This window comes from uncultured Microbacterium sp. (genome assembly GCF_963528945.1).
Lineage (GTDB): Bacteria > Actinomycetota > Actinomycetes > Actinomycetales > Microbacteriaceae > Microbacterium.
Window position 1 is genome coordinate 342551 of sequence record NZ_CAURWX010000001.1, and the last position, 18193, is coordinate 360743.

Below are 18193 nucleotides of genomic sequence, written 5' to 3' on the forward strand. Positions count from 1 at the left end.
CCTCCCGGCCCCTCGGGCCGCCCCGCTCCCGTCGCACATTCTGTCGCTCCCGCCCCGGCGCGGCGACAGAAAGTGCGACGGGAGCGCAGAATGAGAGTCTCGGAAGGAATCGACGACGATGCAGTTCCACCACCACGGCTACGTGTCGGGCGACCCGCGGGTGCAGGACGCCGCGGGCACCGGCCTCGACCGGCCCGCCGACCTCCCCGACGAGATCGATGTGCTCATCGTCGGGTCCGGGCCCGCCGGCATGCTGCTCGCGGCCCAGATGTCGCAGTACCCCGACGTCGTCACGCGCCTCGTGGAGAAGCGCGAGGGGCGGCTGGCGCTCGGGCAGGCCGACGGCATCCAGCCGCGCAGCGTCGAGACCTTCCAGGCGTTCGGGTTCGCCGAGCGCATCACGGCCGAGGCCTACAACATCGGGTGGATGAACTTCTGGGGCCCGGACCCCGCCGACCCCGCCGGCATCGTGCGCACGACCCGCACCGCCGACTACGCGTACGACATCTGCGAGTTCCCGCACCTGATCGTCAACCAGGCCCGCGTGCTCGACTACTTCGCCGAAGCGGCGGTCGACGGCCCCGCGCGCATCGTGCCGGACTACGGCGTCGAGTTCGTGGGGCTCACCGTGCACGACGACGGCGAGTACCCCGTCGAGGTGCGGTTGCGGCACGTCGCCGGGCCGCGGGCGGGGGAGGAGCGCACCGTCCACGCGAAGTACGTCGCCGGGTGCGACGGTGCGCGCAGCGGCGTTCGGCAGGCCATCGGCCGCACGCACGTGGGCGCGAGCGCCGCCCACGCCTGGGGCGTGATGGACGTGCTGGTCGACACCGACTTCCCGGACTGGCGCACCAAGTGCGCGATCAACTCCCGCGCGGGGAACATCCTGCACATCCCCCGCGAGGGCGGTTATCTGAGTCGCATGTACATCGACCTGGGCGAGGTCGCGCAGGACGACGACCATCGCGTGCGGCAGACGCCGATCGAGGAGATCATCCGCCGGGCGAACGAGATCCTCCACCCCTACACGCTCGACGTGCGCGAGGTGGCCTGGCACAGCGTGTACGAAGTCGGGCACCGGGTGACCGACGGCTTCGACGATGCCTCGCACGATGCCCAGCGCTCGCCGCGCGTGTTCCTCACCGGCGACGCCTGCCACACCCACAGCGCCAAGGCCGGACAGGGCATGAACGTGTCGATGCAGGACGGTTTCAACCTCGGGTGGAAGCTGGGGTCGGTGCTCACCGGCCGTGCGCCCGAGACCCTGCTCGCCACCTACGGCGCCGAACGGCAGCCGGTCGCGCAGCAGCTCATCGACTTCGACCGCGAATGGTCGAGCCTCATGGCGCGCAAGCCCGAGGAGATCTCCGACCCGAACGACCTCGCGACCTACTACCTCGCTACCGCCGAGTTCCCGTCGGGGTTCATGACCCGCTACACGCCCTCGATGATCATCGGGTCGGAGCAGCACCAGGCGCTCGCCGCCGGCTTCCCGGTGGGCAAGCGCTTCAAGTCGGCCGAGGTGGTGCGGGTGAGCGACGGGAACGTCGTGCATCTCGGGCACCATGCGCGGGCGGACGGCCGGTGGCGGGTGTACGCGTTCGGCGACGTGGACGGCTCGCGGCTGCGGGCATGGGCGGATGCGGTGATGCCGGTGCTCGCGCGATTCACGCCGGCGGATGCCGCGCAGGACGCGGTGTTCGACGCGAAGGTCGTCTTCCGTCAGCCGTTCGAAGAGCTCGAGGTGACGACGGCCCCCGCCCTCTTCCGGCCGCGGAGCGGACCGCTGGGACTGGTCGACTGGGAGAAGGTCTACGCCGCCGGGCCGAGCAAGTGGACGGACGTCGACATCTTCGCGGCGCAGGAGATCTCGCACGACGGTGCGGTGGTGCTGGTGCGGCCGGACCAGTACGTGGCTGCGGTGCTGCCGTTGGATGCGGACGGGGTCGGGGAGCTCGAGGAGTTCCTGACGGGAGCGTTCCTGCCGGCATCCTGAGGTCGACGGAGAGTTCCGCCCGATCACGGTCTGGCGGATGTCGGTGGCCGGTCCTACCGTGGACGCGGACGCGCGACGACGCCCGTCGCGCACTCGTCAGGAGGAGCACGTCATGGATTGGAAGATCGAACTCAACTTCGTGCCCGTGTCGGATGTCGACCGGGCCAAGGAGTTCTACGAGAGGGTCGGATTCCACGCCGACCACGACCACACGGTGACCGAGGGACTGCGCTTCGTGCAGATGACGCCGCCCGGTTCGGCCTGCTCGATCGCCTTCGGCACCGGCCTGGGGCTGGATCTCGAACCGGGGCAGCAGAACACCATCCAGGTGGTGGTGCCCGATGCCGACGAGGCGCTCGCGCACCTGCGGGGGCTCGGTGTCGAGGCCGACGGGGTCGACGATCAGGACTGGGGACGCTTCGTGCGATTCTCCGATCCGGACGGTAACACCTGGACGCTGCAGCAGCTGCCGGACTACGGCGCGCAGGGCTGAGAGTTCCTGCCCGTCTCAGGGGCGGTGGGTCGCGACGACCTCGGCTTTGAAGCCGGCTGCGTTCTCGAGCCACCCCGCGTAATGGTCGGGGCCGCCGGCGTTCGGGTACCGGTCGTGGTAGAGGGGCGACCAGCCGTGCGACGGCGCCTCGGCCATGATCGCATCGACGTCGCCCGCGGTGGGCACCTCGAAGGCGAGATGGTTGATGCCCGGGCGGCGGCGGTCGTGCACGTCGTGCGCGAGGGTCGGAGAGGTGGTCACGGTGAGGTACGCGCCGTTCGCGTGCCACGACTCACCGCGGTCCCACTGGTCGGCCCGCTCGAAGCCCACGCGCGCCAGCAGCCAGGCCCAGTCCTCTCGTGCGCTGCCCTGGTCGGACACCCAGAGCTCGACGTGATGCAATCCGGCCATGCGTCGTGTCAGCCGATCGCCGTCGCGCCGCCGGACACGACGATGCCGCCCGTCTCGGGGATATCCACGTGCAGCTCGCTCGGCCGGCCTACGTGCGCGCCCTGGCGGATCACGAGCTGCGACGCCGGCCAGTCGATCGCGCGCAGGTACGCGCCCGTCGCGGCCGCCGCCGACCCCGTCGCCGGGTCCTCGGTGATGCGTCCGACCGGGAAGAGGTTGCGTGCCTCGAAGAGCGCCGCGTCGTGGGCGAACAGCACCGTCACCGTGCCGGGCCACCCCTGCTCGCGCATGAGCGCGGCGAGCTCGGCCGGGGCGAAGCGGAACTGGTGGAAGATCTCACGGTCGGCGATCACCAGGATCGGATGCCGGTTGCCGGCGAACGACTCCTTCGCCGGAAATCGCGGATCGAGGTCGGAGGTGTCGAGCCCGAGCAGCGCGAGGAGCCGGTCGCGCACGTCGGGATCGAGGTCGCGCACCTCCGGTTCGATGCTGGTGAAGGCGACGGTGATCCGTCCGTCGGTGTCGGGGGCGGAGCGCAGCGCGACCTCGCCCGCCGGGGTCTCGAACACCACGTCGCCCACGCGACCGCGCTCCGCCAGGGCGACCGCGGTCGCCACGGTCGCGTGGCCGCAGAACGGAACCTCGGCACCGGGCGAGAAGTACCGCACCCGCGCGCGGGCCACCCCGTCGACGACGGAGCGTGCTGTCACGAAGGCCGTCTCGGAGTAGCCGACCTCGGCCGCGATCCCGAGCATCCGTTCGTCGTCGAGACCCGACGCGTCGAGCACGACGCCGGCGGGGTTGCCGCCGTCGGGGGTCGCCGCGAACGCGCTGTAGCGCAGGATCTCGGGCGAATCCGTCATGAGCCGGAGCCTACCGAATGCTGCGGTCACGAGTTCACACGGATGATCTCCTGCTGATACGGCGCGATCACGTCGCCCGAGATGCGCAGATCGAGCAGCAGGAACCGCCGAGTGTCGACGTCTTCCTGCGCCCAGGCGGCGAGACGGTCGAGGTCGGCGAGAGTGCGCACCACGACTCCCTCCGCGCCGACGGCGGCGCCGAACGCCGCGAAGTCCACCTCGGGGATGCGCATCGGACCCTCGGCGAGTCCCTTGAGACCGTAGAGATTGACCTCTGCGCCGTAGGCGGCGTCGTTCCAGATCACGGCCATGCCGCGTCCGGCGGCGGCGCGCACGGCGGACTCGAGGTCGGCGATCGCCATGAGACCGCCGCCGTCGCCCGACGTGAGCACGATGGTCGCCTCTCGCCTGGCGAGCGCTGCGCCCACGACGCTCGGCCACCCCTGGCCGATCGACTGGAACGCGGTGCCGATCATCATCATGCGATCGGGCGCGGCGACCGGCCAGTACATGTTCGCCCAGCCGATGAAGTGCCCGCCGTCGGAGACGACGACGCGGTCGTCGGGCAGCAGTTCGCCGATGCGTCGCGCCGCGGATCGCGGATCGAGCCGTCCGTCGGCCGCGAGCTCGTCGCCCGCCTCGTACGCGCGCGCCGCCGCGACGTCGACGGCCTCCCGCCACGGCCGTCGTTCGAGGGCGGATGCGGGGGCGAGGCGTGCGACGAGGGACTCGGCGGCGAGGCGGGCGTCGGCGCGCACGAAACCGCCGACGTGGGCGTGGGTGGCGGCGGGGGAGATGTCGACCTGGAACACCCGTGTTCCGGGAGCGAACAGCGCCCCGAAGCGCATCGTGAACTGATTGAGTCCCGCCCCGAACACGACCGCGACGTCGGCCTCTCGGATCACCTCCATCGCACCCTCGGCGCCGAACCCTCCGGTCACCCCCAGGTCGTAGCGCGCGTCGGGGAACACCCCGCGCCCCAGCGCCGTCGACGCCGTGAGAGCCCCGGTCGCCTCCGCCAGCGCACCGAGCGCGGCGCTCGCGCCGGCGAGCCAGGCGCCCCGTCCCGCGAGCAGGAACGGGCGCTCGGCGTTGCGCAGCGCCGCGGCGATCTCATCGAGCATGCCCTCGGCGAACTCGCCGCGCGGGGCGAGGGGCGCGGGCACCTGCGGCTCCGGAGCCGACGGCACGGGTCCCGCGTCGAGCGACGCCACGTCGTAGGGGATGGCGAGCACCACGGGCACCCGATAGGTGAGGGCGTGCTCGATCGCGATGACGGTGGTGGCGGCGGCATCCGCACGGCCCACGGTGTACGTGCGCGCGCCGACCGCCGAGGCGAGCGCGATCTGGTCGACGTCCCACGGGCGCGGACCCGACGTCGGTTCGTCGCCGACCACCAGCACGAGGGGCACATGCGCCTGCACCGCCTCGGCCAGAGCGGTGAGCGTGTTCGTGAAGCCGGCGCCGTACGTCGATGTGCCGGCGGCGATGCGACCGGAGGAGCGATAGTGCGCGTCGGCGGCGACCACCGCCCCCTGCTCATGGCGCACGGCTGTGAAGACGGCGTCGGTCTGCGTCTCGAGTGCATCGAGGAAGTACGCATTGCCGTTGCCCATCACCCCGAAGACGGCATCGATGTGCTGGGCGAGAGTGAGAGCGACGTGCGCGGACACGGAGGGCATGGCGAAGCCTTTCGAGACAGGGACGGAGAGATGCGTTCCGTATGTGTCTCGCACCCGCGTCGTCGCGCGGTGCTTCGTGCCCCTTTTTCAGGCACCGATCGTCGGAGGACCGGACGGATGCAGTCTATCGCCCGTTGTGGCGCACAATGGAGCGGTGACTGATGCAGCGAACGAGCGCGAGACGCTCACCTGGGACGGCTTCGGTGCCGCCACCCGCGACCTGGCCCGGAACATCCTCGACTCCGGCTTCGAGCCCGAGGTCGTCGTGGCGATCGCGCGCGGCGGTCTGCTGCCGGCCGGCGCCATCGCATACGGCCTGGGCGCGAAGAACTGCGGGGCGATCAACGTCGAGTTCTACACCGGCATCGGCACCGTGCTCGACGCCCCCGAGGTGCTCCCGCCCGAACTCGACATGGCCTACCTCGACGGTCGGCGGGTGCTGCTGGTCGACGACGTCGCCGACTCGGGGCGCACCCTCGCCCTCGCCGTGCAGCTGTTGACGGACAAGGGCGCCGACGTGCGATCGGTCACGATCTACACCAAGCCGTCGACGATCATCCAGCCCGACTTTGCCTGGAAGGACACCGACCTCTGGATCAACTTCCCGTGGTCGTTCCAGGGCACCGTGCGCGAAGAGGACCTGGGGCTCGCGCCCTCGGCCTGAGCGGATGCGCTGACACGAGGGCTGCCGGAGCGGCACGCCGCCTGCCCGCCCCGGGGCGTCACCCCCGCAGCAGCGCGCGGAGGGTCTGGATCGTGTCGGCCTCGGCCGGAGCCTTGTCGGGCCGGTAGCCCTTCACGCGGGCGAACCGCAGCGCCACCCCGCCGGGATAGCGCGGCGACTGCTGCACGCCGTCGATCGCGATCTCGACCACGAACTCGGGGCGCACGAACACGGTCGACTGCGTGCGCCGGGTCTCGGCACCGGGGAAGGTGTCGGTCTGCCAACGGAGCAGTTGATCGGTGAGCCCCTTGAAGGTCTTGCCGACCATCACCAGCCCTCCGGGTTCGCCGAACTCGCCCTCGGGGTCGCGCGCCCCGAGATGCAGATTCGACAGCAGGCCGCTGCGGCGCCCCGAGCCCCATTCGGCGCCGAGCACCACGAGGTCGAAGGTGAGCACGGGCTTCACCTTGATCCACGACTTGCCGCGACGGCCGGCGGTGTAGGGCGAGCCGATCGCCTTCACGAGCACCCCCTCGTGCCCCGCGGCCAGCGCCTCCCGCGAGAGCCGCTCGGCCTCGTCGGCGTCGGCGGTCACGACACCGGGCATCCGCCATTCGCCCGCCACGCGTTCGAGTTCGGCGAGGCGCGCGCGCAACGGCTCGTCGATGAGGTCGCGCCCGTCGACGTGCAGCACGTCGAAGAACCAGGGTCGCAGCGCCAGCTCTCGTGCGGCATCGGCGCCGAACCGCGACATCGTCTGCTGGAACGGCCGCGGACCGCCGTCTTCGTCGAGCGCGAGCGTCTCGCCGTCGAGGATGAGGTCGTCGGCCGGCAGCGCGCGCACGATCTCGACGATCTCGGGCACGCGATGGGTGATGTCGGCCAGGCTGCGGGTGTAGACGCCGACCTCGTCGCCCCGACGGTGCACCTGGATGCGCGCGCCGTCGAGCTTGAACTCGACCGACGCCTCGCCGGTGACGTCCAGCGCCTCGGTCGGGGTCGACGCGGTCGAGGCGAGCATCGGAAGGACGGGGCGCCCGACCTGCAGCCCGACGTCGTCGAGCTCGTCGGGGCTGCCGGTGAGGGCGACACGGGCCGTCTCTCCGAGGTCCCCCGACAGCATTGCCGCCCGGCGCACGGCGTCGGGCGCACGGTCGGCGGCCCGGGCGACAGCGTCGAGCAGCACACCCCCGAGCGCTCCCGTGCGCAGCTCGCCGAGCATCGACCGGGTGACGAAGTCCCACTCGGCGGGCGTCGAGCGCGCCGCGAGGGCATGCAGCACCTCGGCCCGCACGCCGCTCGACCCCGCGCCGGCGGCCGAGGCGAGGTCGGTGAGGGCGTGGTCGACGTCGGTGATCGTGAGGGAGGACTCCGCGGCGTGGGACACATCGAGCGAGGCGATCCCGCGCCAGCCGACGCCGACCCTGCCCTGCCGCGGTGCGGCGAGCAGGAGTCCGACGAGCGCCGGGACCTCGTCGGCGTCGGCCGAGCGCAGCAGCCCGGCGAGCACATCGATCTTGGTGAGGCGCGACGACGTGGCGGCGACCGCCTCGGCGGCGTGGACGAGCGTGGAGAGGTCCATGCGGTGATGATGCCACCGGTCACCGACATCGCGCAGAGCGTTGACAACGCCCCGGGCGACGCCCGCTCAGCGGCCGGTGAACCGCGGCGGTCGCTTCTCCTGGAAGGCGGTGAAGCCCTCGCGGTAGTCCTCGGTGTCGCGCAGTGCCGCCTGCGCCGCGGTCTCGAGGTCCATCGCCTCCCAGAGGGCGAGGCGCTGATCGCGGATGCGGGCGACGATCTCCTTGCTCGCGCGGAATGCGGCCGTGGCGCCCGTGGCCGCTCCGCGCGCCGCGTCGAACGTCGCCGGTACGACGTCGTCGTCGGCGAGCACGCGGGAGAACAGCCCCGCGGCGACCGCCTCGACTCCGCTCATCATGCGACCGGTGTAGACGAGATCGAGAGCGCGGTGCGCACCGAGGCGTTCGACGAACAGCGCGTGTCCCCCCGAGTCGAGCGCCGCGCCGAGGCCGGCGAACGGCGAGCCGATCCTCGCCGACTCGGCGACGTACACCACGTCGGTGGCGATCAGCAGTCCGAGACCCACGCCGAGGCACGCGCCGTGTGCGACGGCGAACGTGGGGGCGGGGAACCGGGCCATGCGCCGCATCACGGGTGCGACGAGCCCGGCGAGGAACCCGATGACGTCATCGTCGCGCGGATCGACCCCCGCGATGTCGCGGCCCGCGCAGAACGCGCGCCCCTCCCCGCGCAGTACGAGGGCGCGGACCCCCGCGGCCTCCGCATCGGCATAGGCCGCATCGAGGTCGCGGAGGGCCTGCTCGTCGACGGCGTTGAGCTTCGCCGGGGCGTCGAGGACGACGGTCGCGACGTCGTCGGAGATGGTGAGGTCGATCATCGGATGCTCCTTCGTCCGGCGGCTCAGACGTCGTAGTCGACGACCACGCGGTCGCTGGTCGGATGGGATTGACAGGTGAGCACGAAGCCGCGCTCGATCTCGTCGGGTTCGAGCGCGTAGTTCTCGGCCATCGTCACGCTGCCTTCCACGAGCCGCGCGCGGCAGGTGCCGCACACTCCTCCGGCGCAGGCGAAGGGGGCGTCCGGCCGCACGCGCAGGGCCGCGTTGAGCAGTGACTCGTGCGCATCGACCGGACTCTCCACCGTCGAGGAGACGCCGTCGAGGGTCACCTCGACCCGCACCGTGCGCTCACCGGCGCGCACCTCGACGGGGCGCGCCGCACGCGCGGGCTCGTCGCCGGTCGTGAAGAGCTCGAAGCGGATGTGCTCGCGTGCGACGCCCAGATCGCCGAGAACCTCACGGCACAGGTCGACGAGGGCGAGCGGTCCGCACAGGAACCACTCGTCGACCTGCGCGGGCGGGATGAGCGCGGCGAGGATGGTTCGCAGCCTCGTCTCGTCGATGCGCCCGGAGAGCAGGGGAGCGGTGCGCTGTTCGCGGGACAGCACGTGATGGAGGGTCAGGCGGGTGGGATGGCGGTCCTTGAGATCGGCGAGATCGTCGAGGAACATCACGTCGGACGACGACCGGTTCGTGTACAGCAGCGTGAACCGCGCGGTCTCGGAGCGGGCGAGCACCGACTGGGCGAGCGCCATGAGCGGCGTGATGCCCGACCCCGCGGCGATGCCGACGATGTGACGGCCCTCGATGTCGGGGAGCGCCGAGGTGAAGGTCCCCTGGGGGCTCATCACGTCGATGGTCGATCCCGGCCGGAGCCCCGTCTGCGCCCACGTCGAGAACAGCCCGCCCTCGTCGCGCTTGACCGCGATGCTGAGCCGGGTGCCCGTGCCGTCCCCGCGGTGCTCGGGCGCTCGGCAGAGCGAGTACGAGCGGCGCACCTCCGTGCCGTCGAGCGTGGTGCGCAGCGCCACGTGCTGACCGGGGAGGTAGGAGAACTCCGCGGCGAGGTCGTCGGGCACCGCGAACGACACCTCCACGGCGTCGTCGGTGAGCGGCCGCACCTCGGCGACCGTGAGCGGATGGAAGCGGGCGCGTCGGCGCGGCGCCGGTTCCTCGCGCGGGGCGGCATCGTCCCGCGTCGAAAGGGCATCCCTCCCCATCAGTGCACCTTGAAGTGATCGAAGGGTTCGAGGCAGGACCGGCATTCGAACAGCGCCTTGCACGAGGTCGAGCCGAAGCGCGACACCTCACGGGTGTCGAGCGACCCGCACTGCGGGCAGCGCACGCTGAGGCTCAGGCGGAGCGGCCCGGTGCCGACGCTCGATCGGCCGGTCGGCGGGGCGATGCCGTAGGCGCGCAGCTTCTGCCGACCGGCATCCGTCATCCAGTCGGTGGTCCAGGCGGGCGAGAGCACGAGACGCACCTCCACGCTCTCGTAACCGGCGGCGGTGAGGGCGAGCACGATGTCGTCGCGGATCGTCCTCATCGCGGGGCATCCGCTGTACGTGGGCGTGATGTCGACCCGCACGGCACCGCCCGCGACCTCCACCGCTCGCAGCACGCCGAGGTCTTCGATGGTCAGGACCGGTACCTCGGGGTCGGCGACGGCGGCGGCGATCCGCCAGGCATCCGTCGTCTGCGTCGCGGTCACCATGTCGCCCCCGGATGCCGTCGGGCGAGCACCTGCATCTCGGCGAGGATGCGCCCGAGCGGCGCGGCGTGCGAGCCCTGCCGACCCCCGGCGGCCGAGGCGGAGACCTCCGGCACGGTCAGGGACGTCTCGGTGAACACCGCCGAGACGACCGCGTCGAAGCCGTCGCGGAGGGAGGAGGGCCGCACGGCCGTGCCCTCGAGTCGGTCGATCAGGTCGTCGTCGCGGAAGAGCTCGTCGATATAGGGCCAGACGTCGGCGAGGGCGCGGATCAGGCGTCGCCGCGACTCGTCGGTGCCGCCCGCCAACCGCAGCACCCACTGCACCGCGTGGTCGCGGTGGTAGTCGACCTCTTTGCGCGCCTTCTCGGCGACCGCGGCGAGCGTCGCGTCGTCGCTGCGGCGGAGCGCCTCGTACAGCTCGACCATGTATGTCGCGACCACGAACTGCCGGGCGATCGTCTGCGCGAAGTCGCCGTTCGGCTGCTCGACGATCCACGCGCAGCGGAACTCGTGCTCGTCGCGGAAGTAGGCGAGGTCGTCTTCGCTGCGCCCGTCGAACGAGCCCGCATGATGCAGCAGCGACCGGGCGTGACCGAGCAGGTCGAGGGCGATGTTCGCGAGCGCCACGTCCTCCTCGAGTTCGGGGGCGCGCGAGATCCAGGCGCCGAGCTGCTGCGCGAGGATGAGCGCGTCGTCGCCGAGGCGCAGCGCGTATTCGGCCGCCTCGGCCGACGCCGGAGGTGCACCGGCGGCGGTGAGTTCGTCGGTGAGGTGCAGCTCGGCGACCGAGACCGCCCCGTGCACGGGGTCGTGGGAGTCGTCCATCACAGGTGCGGCACCCCCTCCGACGCCGTGTACGCCACGGCGTGCCGATAGTTCTTGCCGGCGGGGCTCTCGAACCACGACCCCTTCGCGTCGGGGTCGCTCGTCGTGAGCGCCGCCGCCGGCGCGACCCAGATCGATACGCCCTCGCCGCGGCGCGTGTACAGATCGCGGGCGTTGCGGATCGCCATCTCGGCGTCGGGGGCATGCAGCGAGCCGACGTGCACATGGCTGAGGCCGCGGTTCGCGCGCACGAACACCTCCCAGAGGGGCCAGGTCTCGCGGGCATCCGTCCCGGGGGTCGCCATCACGCCACCGCCCGCTCGGCCTGCTTGCGCGCGTACTCGGCGGCGGCCTCGCGCACCCAGGCGCCGTCGTCGTGGGCGGTGCGCCGACGTTCGATCCGCTCGGCGTTGCACGGGCCGTTGCCGCGCAGCACCTCGAAGAACGCCTCCCAGTCGATCTCGCCCATCTCGTAGCGGCCGGTCTCCTCGTCGAGCCGCAGGTCGGGGTCGGGAAGGGTCACCCCGAGGATCTCGGCCTGCGGCACCAGCATCTGCACGAACCGCTGCCGCAGCTCGTCGTTCGAGAAGCGCTTGATCTTCCACGCCATCGACTGCGCCGAGTTCGGGGAGCGGTCGTCCGGCGGGCCGAACATCGCCAGGCTCGGCCAGTACCAGCGGTTCACCGCATCTTGCGCCATGGCCCGCTGCTCCTCGGTGCCGCGCATGAGGGTGAGAAGGATCTCGAACCCCTGCCGCTGGTGGAACGACTCCTCTTTGCAGATGCGCACCATCGCGCGGCCGTAGGGGCCGTACGAGGCGCGGCAGAGGGGCACCTGATTGCAGATCGCTGCGCCGTCGACGAGCCACCCGATCGCTCCCATGTCGGCCCAGGTGGGGGTCGGGTAGTTGAAGATCGACGAGTACTTGGCCTTGCCGTCGATGAGCTGCTGCGTCATCTCGTCGCGGGTGATGCCGAGCGTCTGCGCCGCGGAGTAGAGGTAGAGGCCGTGCCCCGCCTCGTCCTGCACCTTGGCCATGAGGATCGCCTTGCGGTGCAGGCTGGGGGCGCGCGTGATCCAGTTGCCCTCGGGTTGCATGCCGATGATCTCGGAGTGCGCGTGCTGGGAGATCTGGCGGATGAGCGTCTTGCGGTACGCCTCGGGCATCCAGTCGCGGGGTTCGATGCGCTGCTCGTTCGCGAGGAGCTCCTCGAACAGGCGCTGCTCGTCGGTCTGCCCGTCGTCTGCGATGGTCAGGACTGTCGCCTCGGTCATGTGCTCGCCTCCCGCCGGCCAGCATCTTTACTGACCGATCGTTAGGTAATTCTGTCACGGTGGGTCGCGGAGAACAACGGGCACGTTGACATCGCGACGCGCCCCGAGCATATTCGACAGTGACGAAGAGCTTTCCCATGTTCGCAGCAGTCGGGACCGACGGCGTTCGTCCGGTCCTGGTGACAGATCGAAGGAGATCGCAGGATGAAGAAGCTGATCAACGCCCCGGAGGACGTGCTCGTCGAATCGCTCAAGGGCGTCGCGGCGGCGCATCCCGAGCTGGCGGTCGACCTCGAGACGCACGTCATCACCCGGGCCGAACCCAAGGCGCAGGGCAAGGTCGCCGTCGTGTCCGGCGGCGGCTCCGGCCACGAGCCGCTGCACGGCGGGTACGTGGGAGTGGGCATGCTCGACGCCGCCGTGGCGGGCGAGGTCTTCACCTCGCCGACGCCCGACCGCGTGCAGGCCGCGACCAAGGCGGTCGACCGCGGCGCCGGTGTGCTGCACATCGTGAAGAACTACACCGGCGACGTGCTCAACTTCGAGATGGCGGCGGAGCTCGCCGCGATGGAGGGCATCGAGGTCGGCACCGTGGTGGTCGACGACGACGTGGCGGTGCAGGACTCGCTGTACACCGCGGGCCGCCGCGGCGTCGGGCTCACCGTGCTGCTGGAGAAGCTCGTCGGCGCGGCCGCCGAGGAGGGGCAGGATCTGGCGGCGGTCGTCGCCCTCGCCCAGCGCATCAACGGCCAGGGGCGGTCGATGGGCATGGCGCTCACCAGCTGCACGGTGCCCGCGGCGGGCAAGCCCACCTTCGAGCTGCCCGACGATCAGATGGAGATCGGCATCGGCATCCACGGCGAACCCGGGCGTCACCGCGAACCGCTGGCGCCCGCATCGGAGATCGCGCGCCAGCTCGTCGATCCGATCCTCGCCGACCTCGACGCCGCCGGTCCGGCGATCGTGATGCTCAACGGCATGGGCGGCACGCCGCTGATCGAGCTGTACCTCATGTACGGCGAGGTCGCGGCGCTGCTCGAACGAGCCGGCGTGCAGATCGCCCGCAACCTCGTGGGTAACTACATCACCTCGCTCGACATGGCCGGATGCTCGCTGACCGTGCTGAAAGCCGACGACGAACTGCTGCGGCTGTGGGATGCACCGGTCGTGACGCCCGGACTGCGATGGGGCGCCTGATGGCCGCGGAGACCGTCGACACCAACCGGTTGCACGACTGGATCGCGCGCTTCGGTGCCGCCGTGGCCGAGAAGCGCGAATGGCTCACCGAGCTCGACTCCGCCATCGGTGACGCCGACCATGGGGCCAACATGGCGCGCGGCATGTCGGCGGTGTCGGAGAAGCTCGGATCGAGCGCCCCCGCCGCGGCCGACGACCTGCTGAAGACCGTCGGGATGACGCTCGTGAGCTCGGTGGGCGGTGCCAGCGGCCCGCTCTACGGCACGTTCTTCCTGCGGATGGGGATGGCGACCGGAGCCGTGCAGGAGCTCGAGGCTCCGGCCCTCGCGGCGGCGCTGCGCGCGGGGCTCGAGGGGATCGTCGCCCGCGGCAAGGCCGAACCGGGCGACAAGACGCTGTTCGACGCGATGTCTCCCGCGGTCGACGCGTTCGATGCGGCGCTGGCGGGCGGCGGTGACCTGGCAGAGGCGGCGAAGAACGCCGCGGTGGCCGCCGCCACCGGACGCGACGCGACTCTTCCGCTCGTCGCGCGCAAAGGACGGGCGAGCTATCTGGGGGACCGCAGCGCCGGACACCTCGATCCGGGGGCTGCCTCGACGGCGCTGCTGTTCGAGAGCCTCGACGCGGCGATCGCCGCGGGCTGATGATCGGCATCGTCGCGGTCTCGCACAGTGCACGACTGGGCGAGGCGGCGCTGGAGCTCGCTCGGCAGATGGTGCCGGGGGACCGGGTGCCCGTGCGGGTCGCCGCCGGAGCCGGTGCCGAGGCGGACGGGACCCCCATCCTCGGAACCGACGCGGTCGCCGTCGCCGCAGCGATCGATGAGCTCGCCGCGGACTGCGACGGCGTGCTCGTGCTCATGGATCTGGGGTCGGCCGTGCTGAGCGCCGAACTCGCCCTCGAACTGCGGGCGAGCGACGTCGCCGTTCGCCTGGTGCCCGCGCCGTTCGTCGAGGGACTGCTCGCCGCCGTCGTCTCGGCCGCCGCCGGCGCCGGGCTCGACGACGTGGCCGCCGAAGCGACGCGTGCGCTCGCCGCCAAGTCGGGGCAGCTAGAACCGGCAGGGGCAGCCGGTGCGGAGACCGGTGGCGCGGGACGCGCGGATGCCGGCGTGGGTGCGGGTGCGGGTGCGGGTGCGGGTGCGGGTGCGGGTGCGGGTGCCGGTGCGGCAGGCGGAGCGTCGTCGACCGGGGAGAGACGTGTGGTGCGGGTGCGCAACCCGCAGGGCGTGCACGCGCGACCCGCGGCGCTGATCGCCGAGGCCGCCGCGGGAGCAGCCGTCGACCTGCGGCGTCTGCCGCAAGGGCCAACGTCCTCCGCGTCGAGCCTCATCCGGCTGCTCGCCCTCGGCGCGCGGCACGGTGACGAGGTCGAGCTCACCGCACGAGGGACGGATGCCGTTGCGGCGCTCGACCGCATCGCCGCGCTGTTCGACGACGGCTTCGGCGAGGGTGTCGAGGATACTCCGTCCGCGGATCGGTCGGGGGCGGGGTCCGCCGTCGATGGCTCCGCTGCTCCCGTGACCACGGCCGAGCAACCCGCATCCGGGGTGGGGGATCCGGCCGCAGGAGACGTGCCGGGCAGCGCGGGTGACGCGGACCGCGATCCTCTTCCGGCGGGCACAGTGCTGCGCGGACGCGGGGTGAGCCCGGGCGCGGCCGCCGGCCCCGTCGTGCGCCTCGCCCCGGCCGTCGCCGAGCCGGACGGCACCGACACCGTGGCTCCCGCCGACCGAGCCGCGGAGGTCGCGGCTCTCGACCGCGCCGTCGTCGCCGTGACCGAGCGGCTGCGCGCGCGTGCCGAGGGAGCGGTGGGCGAGGCCCGCAGCATCCTCGTGGCCACGGGCGCCCTGGCATCCGACCCCGAGCTTCGGGCCGACGCGGCGAGCATCGTGCAGACGCAGGGGCGGTCGGCCGCGCGTGCCGTCTGGGACGTGATGCGCGGCCACGAGCAGGCCCTCGATGCGGTCGGCGGACGCACGGCCGAGCGCGTCGCCGACATCCGCGACGTGCGCGACCGGCTCGTCGCCGAGCTCACCGGCGTCGAGATGCCCGGCGTGCCCGACCGCTCCGCGCCGTTCGTGCTCGTCGCGGTCGATCTCTCACCCGCCGACACGGCGTCGCTGAGCGGAGGGGGCTGCGCCGCGCTGGTCACCGAACAGGGCGGCCCCACCTCGCACACCGCCATCATCGCCCGGTCGCTCGGTCTGCCCGCGGTCGTGGCGGTGGAGGGCGCTCAGCGCATCCCGGAGGGGACGATGGTGCTCGTCGACGGTGAGCACGGCACGGTCGAGGTCGACCCCGCGGCGGAGCACATCGAGGCGGCCCGCTCGGCTGCCGTCGCCGTCGACTACACCGGCGGCGGGGCGCTGTCGGACGGGACGTCGATCGCCCTGCTCGCGAACGTCGGGGGCGCGGCGGATGCGCTCGCCGGCGCCGAGGCGCGGGCCGACGGCATCGGCCTGTTCCGCACGGAATTCTGCTTCCTCGGGCGCAGCGAGGCCCCGTCGGTCGAGGAGCAGGTCATCGCCTATCGCGGCGTGCTGGCCCCCTTCGCCGGACGTCGGGTGGTGGCCCGCACGCTGGATGCGGGCAGCGACAAGCCGTTGCCGTTCGCGAACGCCGAGCGCGAGGAGAACCCGGCGTTGGGTGTGCGAGGTCTGCGCATCGCCCGTCGTGCGCCCGCTCTGCTCGACGACCAGCTGCGGGCGCTCGCTCTCGCGGCCGCGGCCGAGCAGGCGCACCTCGAGGTCATGGCGCCGATGGTGGCCACGGTCGACGAGGCCGAGCTGTTCGCGACGCGGGCTCGTGCCGCGGGCATCGAGCGGGTGGGCATCATGATCGAGACGCCCGCTGCCGCGCTCATGGCCCGCGAGCTGTGCGAGGTCGTCGACTTCGTGAGCCTCGGCACGAACGATCTGGCCCAGTACACCCTCGCCGCGGACCGGATGCTCGGCGACCTCGCCGACCTGACCGACCCCTGGCAGCCCGCGGTGCTGCGGCTGATCGGCCTCGTCGGCGAAGCGGGCCGGGCGACGGGGCGGCCGGTCGGCGTGTGCGGCGAGGCGGCGGCCGACGCGGCGCTCGCCCCGGTGCTCGTGGGCCTCGGCGCGACCTCGCTCTCGATGGGGCCGCGGTCGCTGGGTCGGGTGGCCCAGGCGCTGGCCGCGGTCGACGGGGAGGAATGCCGGCGCCGCGCGGGGGTGGCGCTGGCCGCCCCGACGGCCGACCGTGCGCGCGAGGCGGCGAGGGGAGGCGCGGCGGCGAGCGGCTAGGCCGTCGCAGCCGCGGCTTCTCCGTATCGTTCCGATTGCGACTGCGCCGATCATCCGGTCTCGCAGTATTCCGCGTCCTAGAGTCGCTGGTGGGGGTCGCGCGCGGATCGTTCGCGCGCGCAGATCGGAGGATTCCATGTCTCGCCGTCGTGCGTCGGTCGCCGCGAGCGCGGTCACCCTGGCTGCCCTGCTCACGATCGTGGGCTGCGCCCCGCCGTCATCACCCCCTCCGTCTCCCACCGCAGCTCCGACGACCGCTGCACCGACGCCCGAGCCGTACGCCGGGCCGCTCCTGTTCGTCGGCGACGAGCTCGACGCCTTCGCCCTCACGGCCGACGAGGTCGCGGCGACGTTCCCCGGCGCATCCGATGTCAGCGACCTGCTCCCCGAGCTCGAGCAGATCTCGGACGGCGGGGGACCCGACCCCGTCCCCGCGATCTGCTGGGCGCCGATGGTCGAGCAGTCGCTGTGGAGCGTCACCGCGCGCACGTCGACGTGGTCGACGCCGCTCCCGCCGCTGCGCGGAGCCCAGCAGGTGCTGCAGTTCGGCGCCGAGGATCAGGCCGCCGGCCGCATGGATCAGCTGCTCTCGGCCGCCGCCCAGTGCGGGCAGTTCGAGTTCGACGGCCCCACGACGTTCCTGACGGCGACGGCCGACGAGGTCGACGGCGTCCGCGCGCTGGCCGGTGTCGTCGACGGGGGCGACGAACAGTACGACGTGCGGATGCTCGTGGCCTTCGCGCAGGTCGGCAACGTGCTGGTCGCGGCCTTCCAGCCGTTCGAGGGCGAGCCGACATTCGACGCCGCGGCCGCGGCCGCGCTGCTGCGGGACCGCGCCGTGGAGGCGCGCGCCGCGCTCATCGAGAAGCTCACCGACGAACCTCCGGCGACCCCGGAGCCGGAGCAGACCGCCGATCCCGCCGCCCCGTGGAGCGAGTGGCGGATCACGACCGGAGGCATCGGCCCGGTGCGCATCGGCGACGACATGAAGCAGGCGCTCGCCGCCGTGTCGGCGGCCGACATCATCGAGCCGGAGTTCGAGGGCGGCACGTGGAAGGCCGTCGCCGACGACGGGGTGTCGACGCTGTTCGTGCAGCCCTCACCCGACGGCGCGACGGTCGCGGCCGTCATCGCCGGCGCCGAGTACAGCCACGACGGCACCGTGCACGACGGTGCCGTGCTGCCCAGCGCCGGGGAGGTGCGCATCGGGTCGCTCGTCGATGAGGCCCGCGCCGCCTACCCGGACGGGACGACCACCCATGTCGTGGCCTCGGGCGAGGACTTCTACGACGTCGCGACGCGCGACGGTCGCCTCCTGCGCTTCCGTGCCGATCGCGACGCCGCCGACCCGGCCGCCGTGATCATCGGCATCACGGTCGAGGACACGACGCTGCGGCAGCCCCTGACCCTCGGCTGAGA

At 72.3% G+C, this 18193-nt stretch carries 17 protein-coding genes; 7 read left to right on the forward strand and 10 right to left on the reverse strand.

Annotation, left to right across the window (positions count from 1 at the left end):
* The first annotated feature begins 118 nt into the window (after positions 1-118).
* Positions 119-1996 (forward strand): FAD-dependent monooxygenase, encoded by a 1878-nt coding sequence (locus RWS82_RS01475; RefSeq protein WP_314646140.1) that lies wholly within the window; start codon positions 119-121, stop codon positions 1994-1996.
* Positions 1997-2108: 112 nt separating this feature from the next.
* Complete coding sequence (locus RWS82_RS01480; RefSeq protein WP_314646143.1) at positions 2109-2489, forward strand: VOC family protein; 381 nt, start codon at positions 2109-2111, stop codon at positions 2487-2489.
* A gap of 15 nt (positions 2490-2504) precedes the next feature.
* Here RWS82_RS01480 and RWS82_RS01485 read toward each other — a convergent pair whose 3' ends face one another.
* Genes RWS82_RS01485 through RWS82_RS01495 form a run of 3 tightly spaced genes read right to left on the reverse strand, consistent with a single transcriptional unit; the run spans position 2505 to position 5445 of the window.
* A complete protein-coding gene (locus RWS82_RS01485) occupies positions 2505-2900 on the reverse strand; it encodes a VOC family protein (protein ID WP_314646144.1) in 396 nt (131 codons plus the stop codon).
* Between the two features lie 8 nt (positions 2901-2908).
* Positions 2909-3763, reverse strand: a complete 855-nt coding sequence (locus RWS82_RS01490) for a PhzF family phenazine biosynthesis protein (protein WP_314646147.1) — start codon at positions 3761-3763, stop codon at positions 2909-2911.
* A gap of 26 nt (positions 3764-3789) precedes the next feature.
* Complete coding sequence (locus RWS82_RS01495; protein ID WP_314646150.1) at positions 3790-5445, reverse strand: thiamine pyrophosphate-binding protein; 1656 nt, start codon at positions 5443-5445, stop codon at positions 3790-3792.
* Between the two features lie 154 nt (positions 5446-5599).
* Here RWS82_RS01495 and RWS82_RS01500 point away from each other — a divergent pair, with 154 nt between their 5' ends.
* Positions 5600-6109, forward strand: coding sequence for a phosphoribosyltransferase (locus RWS82_RS01500; protein WP_314646151.1), 510 nt, complete (start codon positions 5600-5602; stop codon positions 6107-6109).
* A gap of 58 nt (positions 6110-6167) precedes the next feature.
* Here the strand turns inward: RWS82_RS01500 and RWS82_RS01505 are convergent, their stop codons facing one another.
* The 7 genes from RWS82_RS01505 to paaA form a co-directional block, all read right to left on the reverse strand.
* Positions 6168-7691 (reverse strand): ATP-dependent DNA ligase, encoded by a 1524-nt coding sequence (locus RWS82_RS01505; protein ID WP_314646153.1) that lies wholly within the window; start codon positions 7689-7691, stop codon positions 6168-6170.
* Positions 7692-7757: 66 nt separating this feature from the next.
* Positions 7758-8528 carry an enoyl-CoA hydratase/isomerase family protein gene (locus RWS82_RS01510; RefSeq protein ID WP_314646154.1) on the reverse strand — a complete coding sequence of 257 codons (771 nt, stop codon included), beginning with the start codon at positions 8526-8528 and terminating at the stop codon, positions 7758-7760.
* A 23-nt stretch (positions 8529-8551) separates the two neighbouring features.
* Positions 8552-9709, reverse strand: a complete 1158-nt coding sequence (gene paaE, locus RWS82_RS01515) for a 1,2-phenylacetyl-CoA epoxidase subunit PaaE (protein WP_314646156.1) — start codon at positions 9707-9709, stop codon at positions 8552-8554.
* Positions 9709-10203 carry a 1,2-phenylacetyl-CoA epoxidase subunit PaaD gene (gene paaD / locus RWS82_RS01520; RefSeq protein ID WP_314646159.1) on the reverse strand — a complete coding sequence of 165 codons (495 nt, stop codon included), beginning with the start codon at positions 10201-10203 and terminating at the stop codon, positions 9709-9711. Before paaD ends, paaE begins: the two co-directional genes overlap by 1 nt.
* Positions 10197-11027 (reverse strand): 1,2-phenylacetyl-CoA epoxidase subunit PaaC, encoded by an 831-nt coding sequence (paaC, locus tag RWS82_RS01525; protein WP_314646161.1) that lies wholly within the window; start codon positions 11025-11027, stop codon positions 10197-10199. The genes paaD and paaC overlap by 7 nt, the downstream gene beginning before the upstream one ends.
* A complete protein-coding gene (gene paaB, locus RWS82_RS01530; protein WP_314646162.1) occupies positions 11027-11332 on the reverse strand; it encodes a 1,2-phenylacetyl-CoA epoxidase subunit PaaB in 306 nt (101 codons plus the stop codon). Before paaB ends, paaC begins: the two co-directional genes overlap by 1 nt.
* Positions 11332-12303: a 1,2-phenylacetyl-CoA epoxidase subunit PaaA gene (paaA, locus tag RWS82_RS01535; RefSeq protein ID WP_314646164.1), complete on the reverse strand. Its 972-nt coding sequence runs from the start codon at positions 12301-12303 to the stop codon at positions 11332-11334. Before paaA ends, paaB begins: the two co-directional genes overlap by 1 nt.
* Before the next feature lie 204 nt (positions 12304-12507).
* Between paaA and dhaK the strand changes: the two genes are divergently transcribed.
* The 4 genes from dhaK (at position 12508) to RWS82_RS01555 (ending at position 18191) form a co-directional block, all read left to right on the forward strand.
* Entirely contained in the window at positions 12508-13500 is a 993-nt protein-coding gene (gene dhaK / locus RWS82_RS01540; protein WP_314646165.1) for a dihydroxyacetone kinase subunit DhaK, read from the forward strand.
* Positions 13500-14144: a dihydroxyacetone kinase subunit DhaL gene (gene dhaL, locus RWS82_RS01545; RefSeq protein WP_314646167.1), complete on the forward strand. Its 645-nt coding sequence runs from the start codon at positions 13500-13502 to the stop codon at positions 14142-14144. Before dhaK ends, dhaL begins: the two co-directional genes overlap by 1 nt.
* Positions 14144-16774 (forward strand): phosphoenolpyruvate--protein phosphotransferase, encoded by a 2631-nt coding sequence (ptsP, locus tag RWS82_RS01550; RefSeq protein WP_314646168.1) that lies wholly within the window; start codon positions 14144-14146, stop codon positions 16772-16774. Before dhaL ends, ptsP begins: the two co-directional genes overlap by 1 nt.
* Positions 16775-16910: 136 nt before the next feature.
* Complete coding sequence (locus tag RWS82_RS01555; RefSeq protein WP_314646169.1) at positions 16911-18191, forward strand: hypothetical protein; 1281 nt, start codon at positions 16911-16913, stop codon at positions 18189-18191.
* Positions 18192-18193 lie beyond the last annotated feature (2 nt).

What these genes read in the sequence shown, in the direction of transcription:
- RWS82_RS01475 (WP_314646140.1), top strand. Translation starts at nt 119, where the DNA reads ATGCAGTTCCACCACCACGGCTACGTGTCGGGCGACCCGCGGGTGCAG.
- RWS82_RS01480 (WP_314646143.1), top strand. Translation starts at nt 2,109, where the DNA reads ATGGATTGGAAGATCGAACTCAACTTCGTGCCCGTGTCGGATGTCGAC.
- RWS82_RS01485 (WP_314646144.1), bottom strand. Translation starts at nt 2,900, where the DNA reads ATGGCCGGATTGCATCACGTCGAGCTCTGGGTGTCCGACCAGGGCAGC.
- RWS82_RS01490 (WP_314646147.1), bottom strand. Translation starts at nt 3,763, where the DNA reads ATGACGGATTCGCCCGAGATCCTGCGCTACAGCGCGTTCGCGGCGACC.
- RWS82_RS01495 (WP_314646150.1), bottom strand. Translation starts at nt 5,445, where the DNA reads ATGCCCTCCGTGTCCGCGCACGTCGCTCTCACTCTCGCCCAGCACATC.
- RWS82_RS01505 (WP_314646153.1), bottom strand. Translation starts at nt 7,691, where the DNA reads ATGGACCTCTCCACGCTCGTCCACGCCGCCGAGGCGGTCGCCGCCACG.
- RWS82_RS01510 (WP_314646154.1), bottom strand. Translation starts at nt 8,528, where the DNA reads ATGATCGACCTCACCATCTCCGACGACGTCGCGACCGTCGTCCTCGAC.
- paaE (WP_314646156.1), bottom strand. Translation starts at nt 9,709, where the DNA reads ATGGGGAGGGATGCCCTTTCGACGCGGGACGATGCCGCCCCGCGCGAG.
- paaD (WP_314646159.1), bottom strand. Translation starts at nt 10,203, where the DNA reads ATGGTGACCGCGACGCAGACGACGGATGCCTGGCGGATCGCCGCCGCC.
- paaC (WP_314646161.1), bottom strand. Translation starts at nt 11,027, where the DNA reads ATGGACGACTCCCACGACCCCGTGCACGGGGCGGTCTCGGTCGCCGAG.
- paaB (WP_314646162.1), bottom strand. Translation starts at nt 11,332, where the DNA reads ATGGCGACCCCCGGGACGGATGCCCGCGAGACCTGGCCCCTCTGGGAG.
- paaA (WP_314646164.1), bottom strand. Translation starts at nt 12,303, where the DNA reads ATGACCGAGGCGACAGTCCTGACCATCGCAGACGACGGGCAGACCGAC.
- dhaK (WP_314646165.1), top strand. Translation starts at nt 12,508, where the DNA reads ATGAAGAAGCTGATCAACGCCCCGGAGGACGTGCTCGTCGAATCGCTC.
- dhaL (WP_314646167.1), top strand. Translation starts at nt 13,500, where the DNA reads ATGGCCGCGGAGACCGTCGACACCAACCGGTTGCACGACTGGATCGCG.
- ptsP (WP_314646168.1), top strand. Translation starts at nt 14,144, where the DNA reads ATGATCGGCATCGTCGCGGTCTCGCACAGTGCACGACTGGGCGAGGCG.
- RWS82_RS01555 (WP_314646169.1), top strand. Translation starts at nt 16,911, where the DNA reads ATGTCTCGCCGTCGTGCGTCGGTCGCCGCGAGCGCGGTCACCCTGGCT.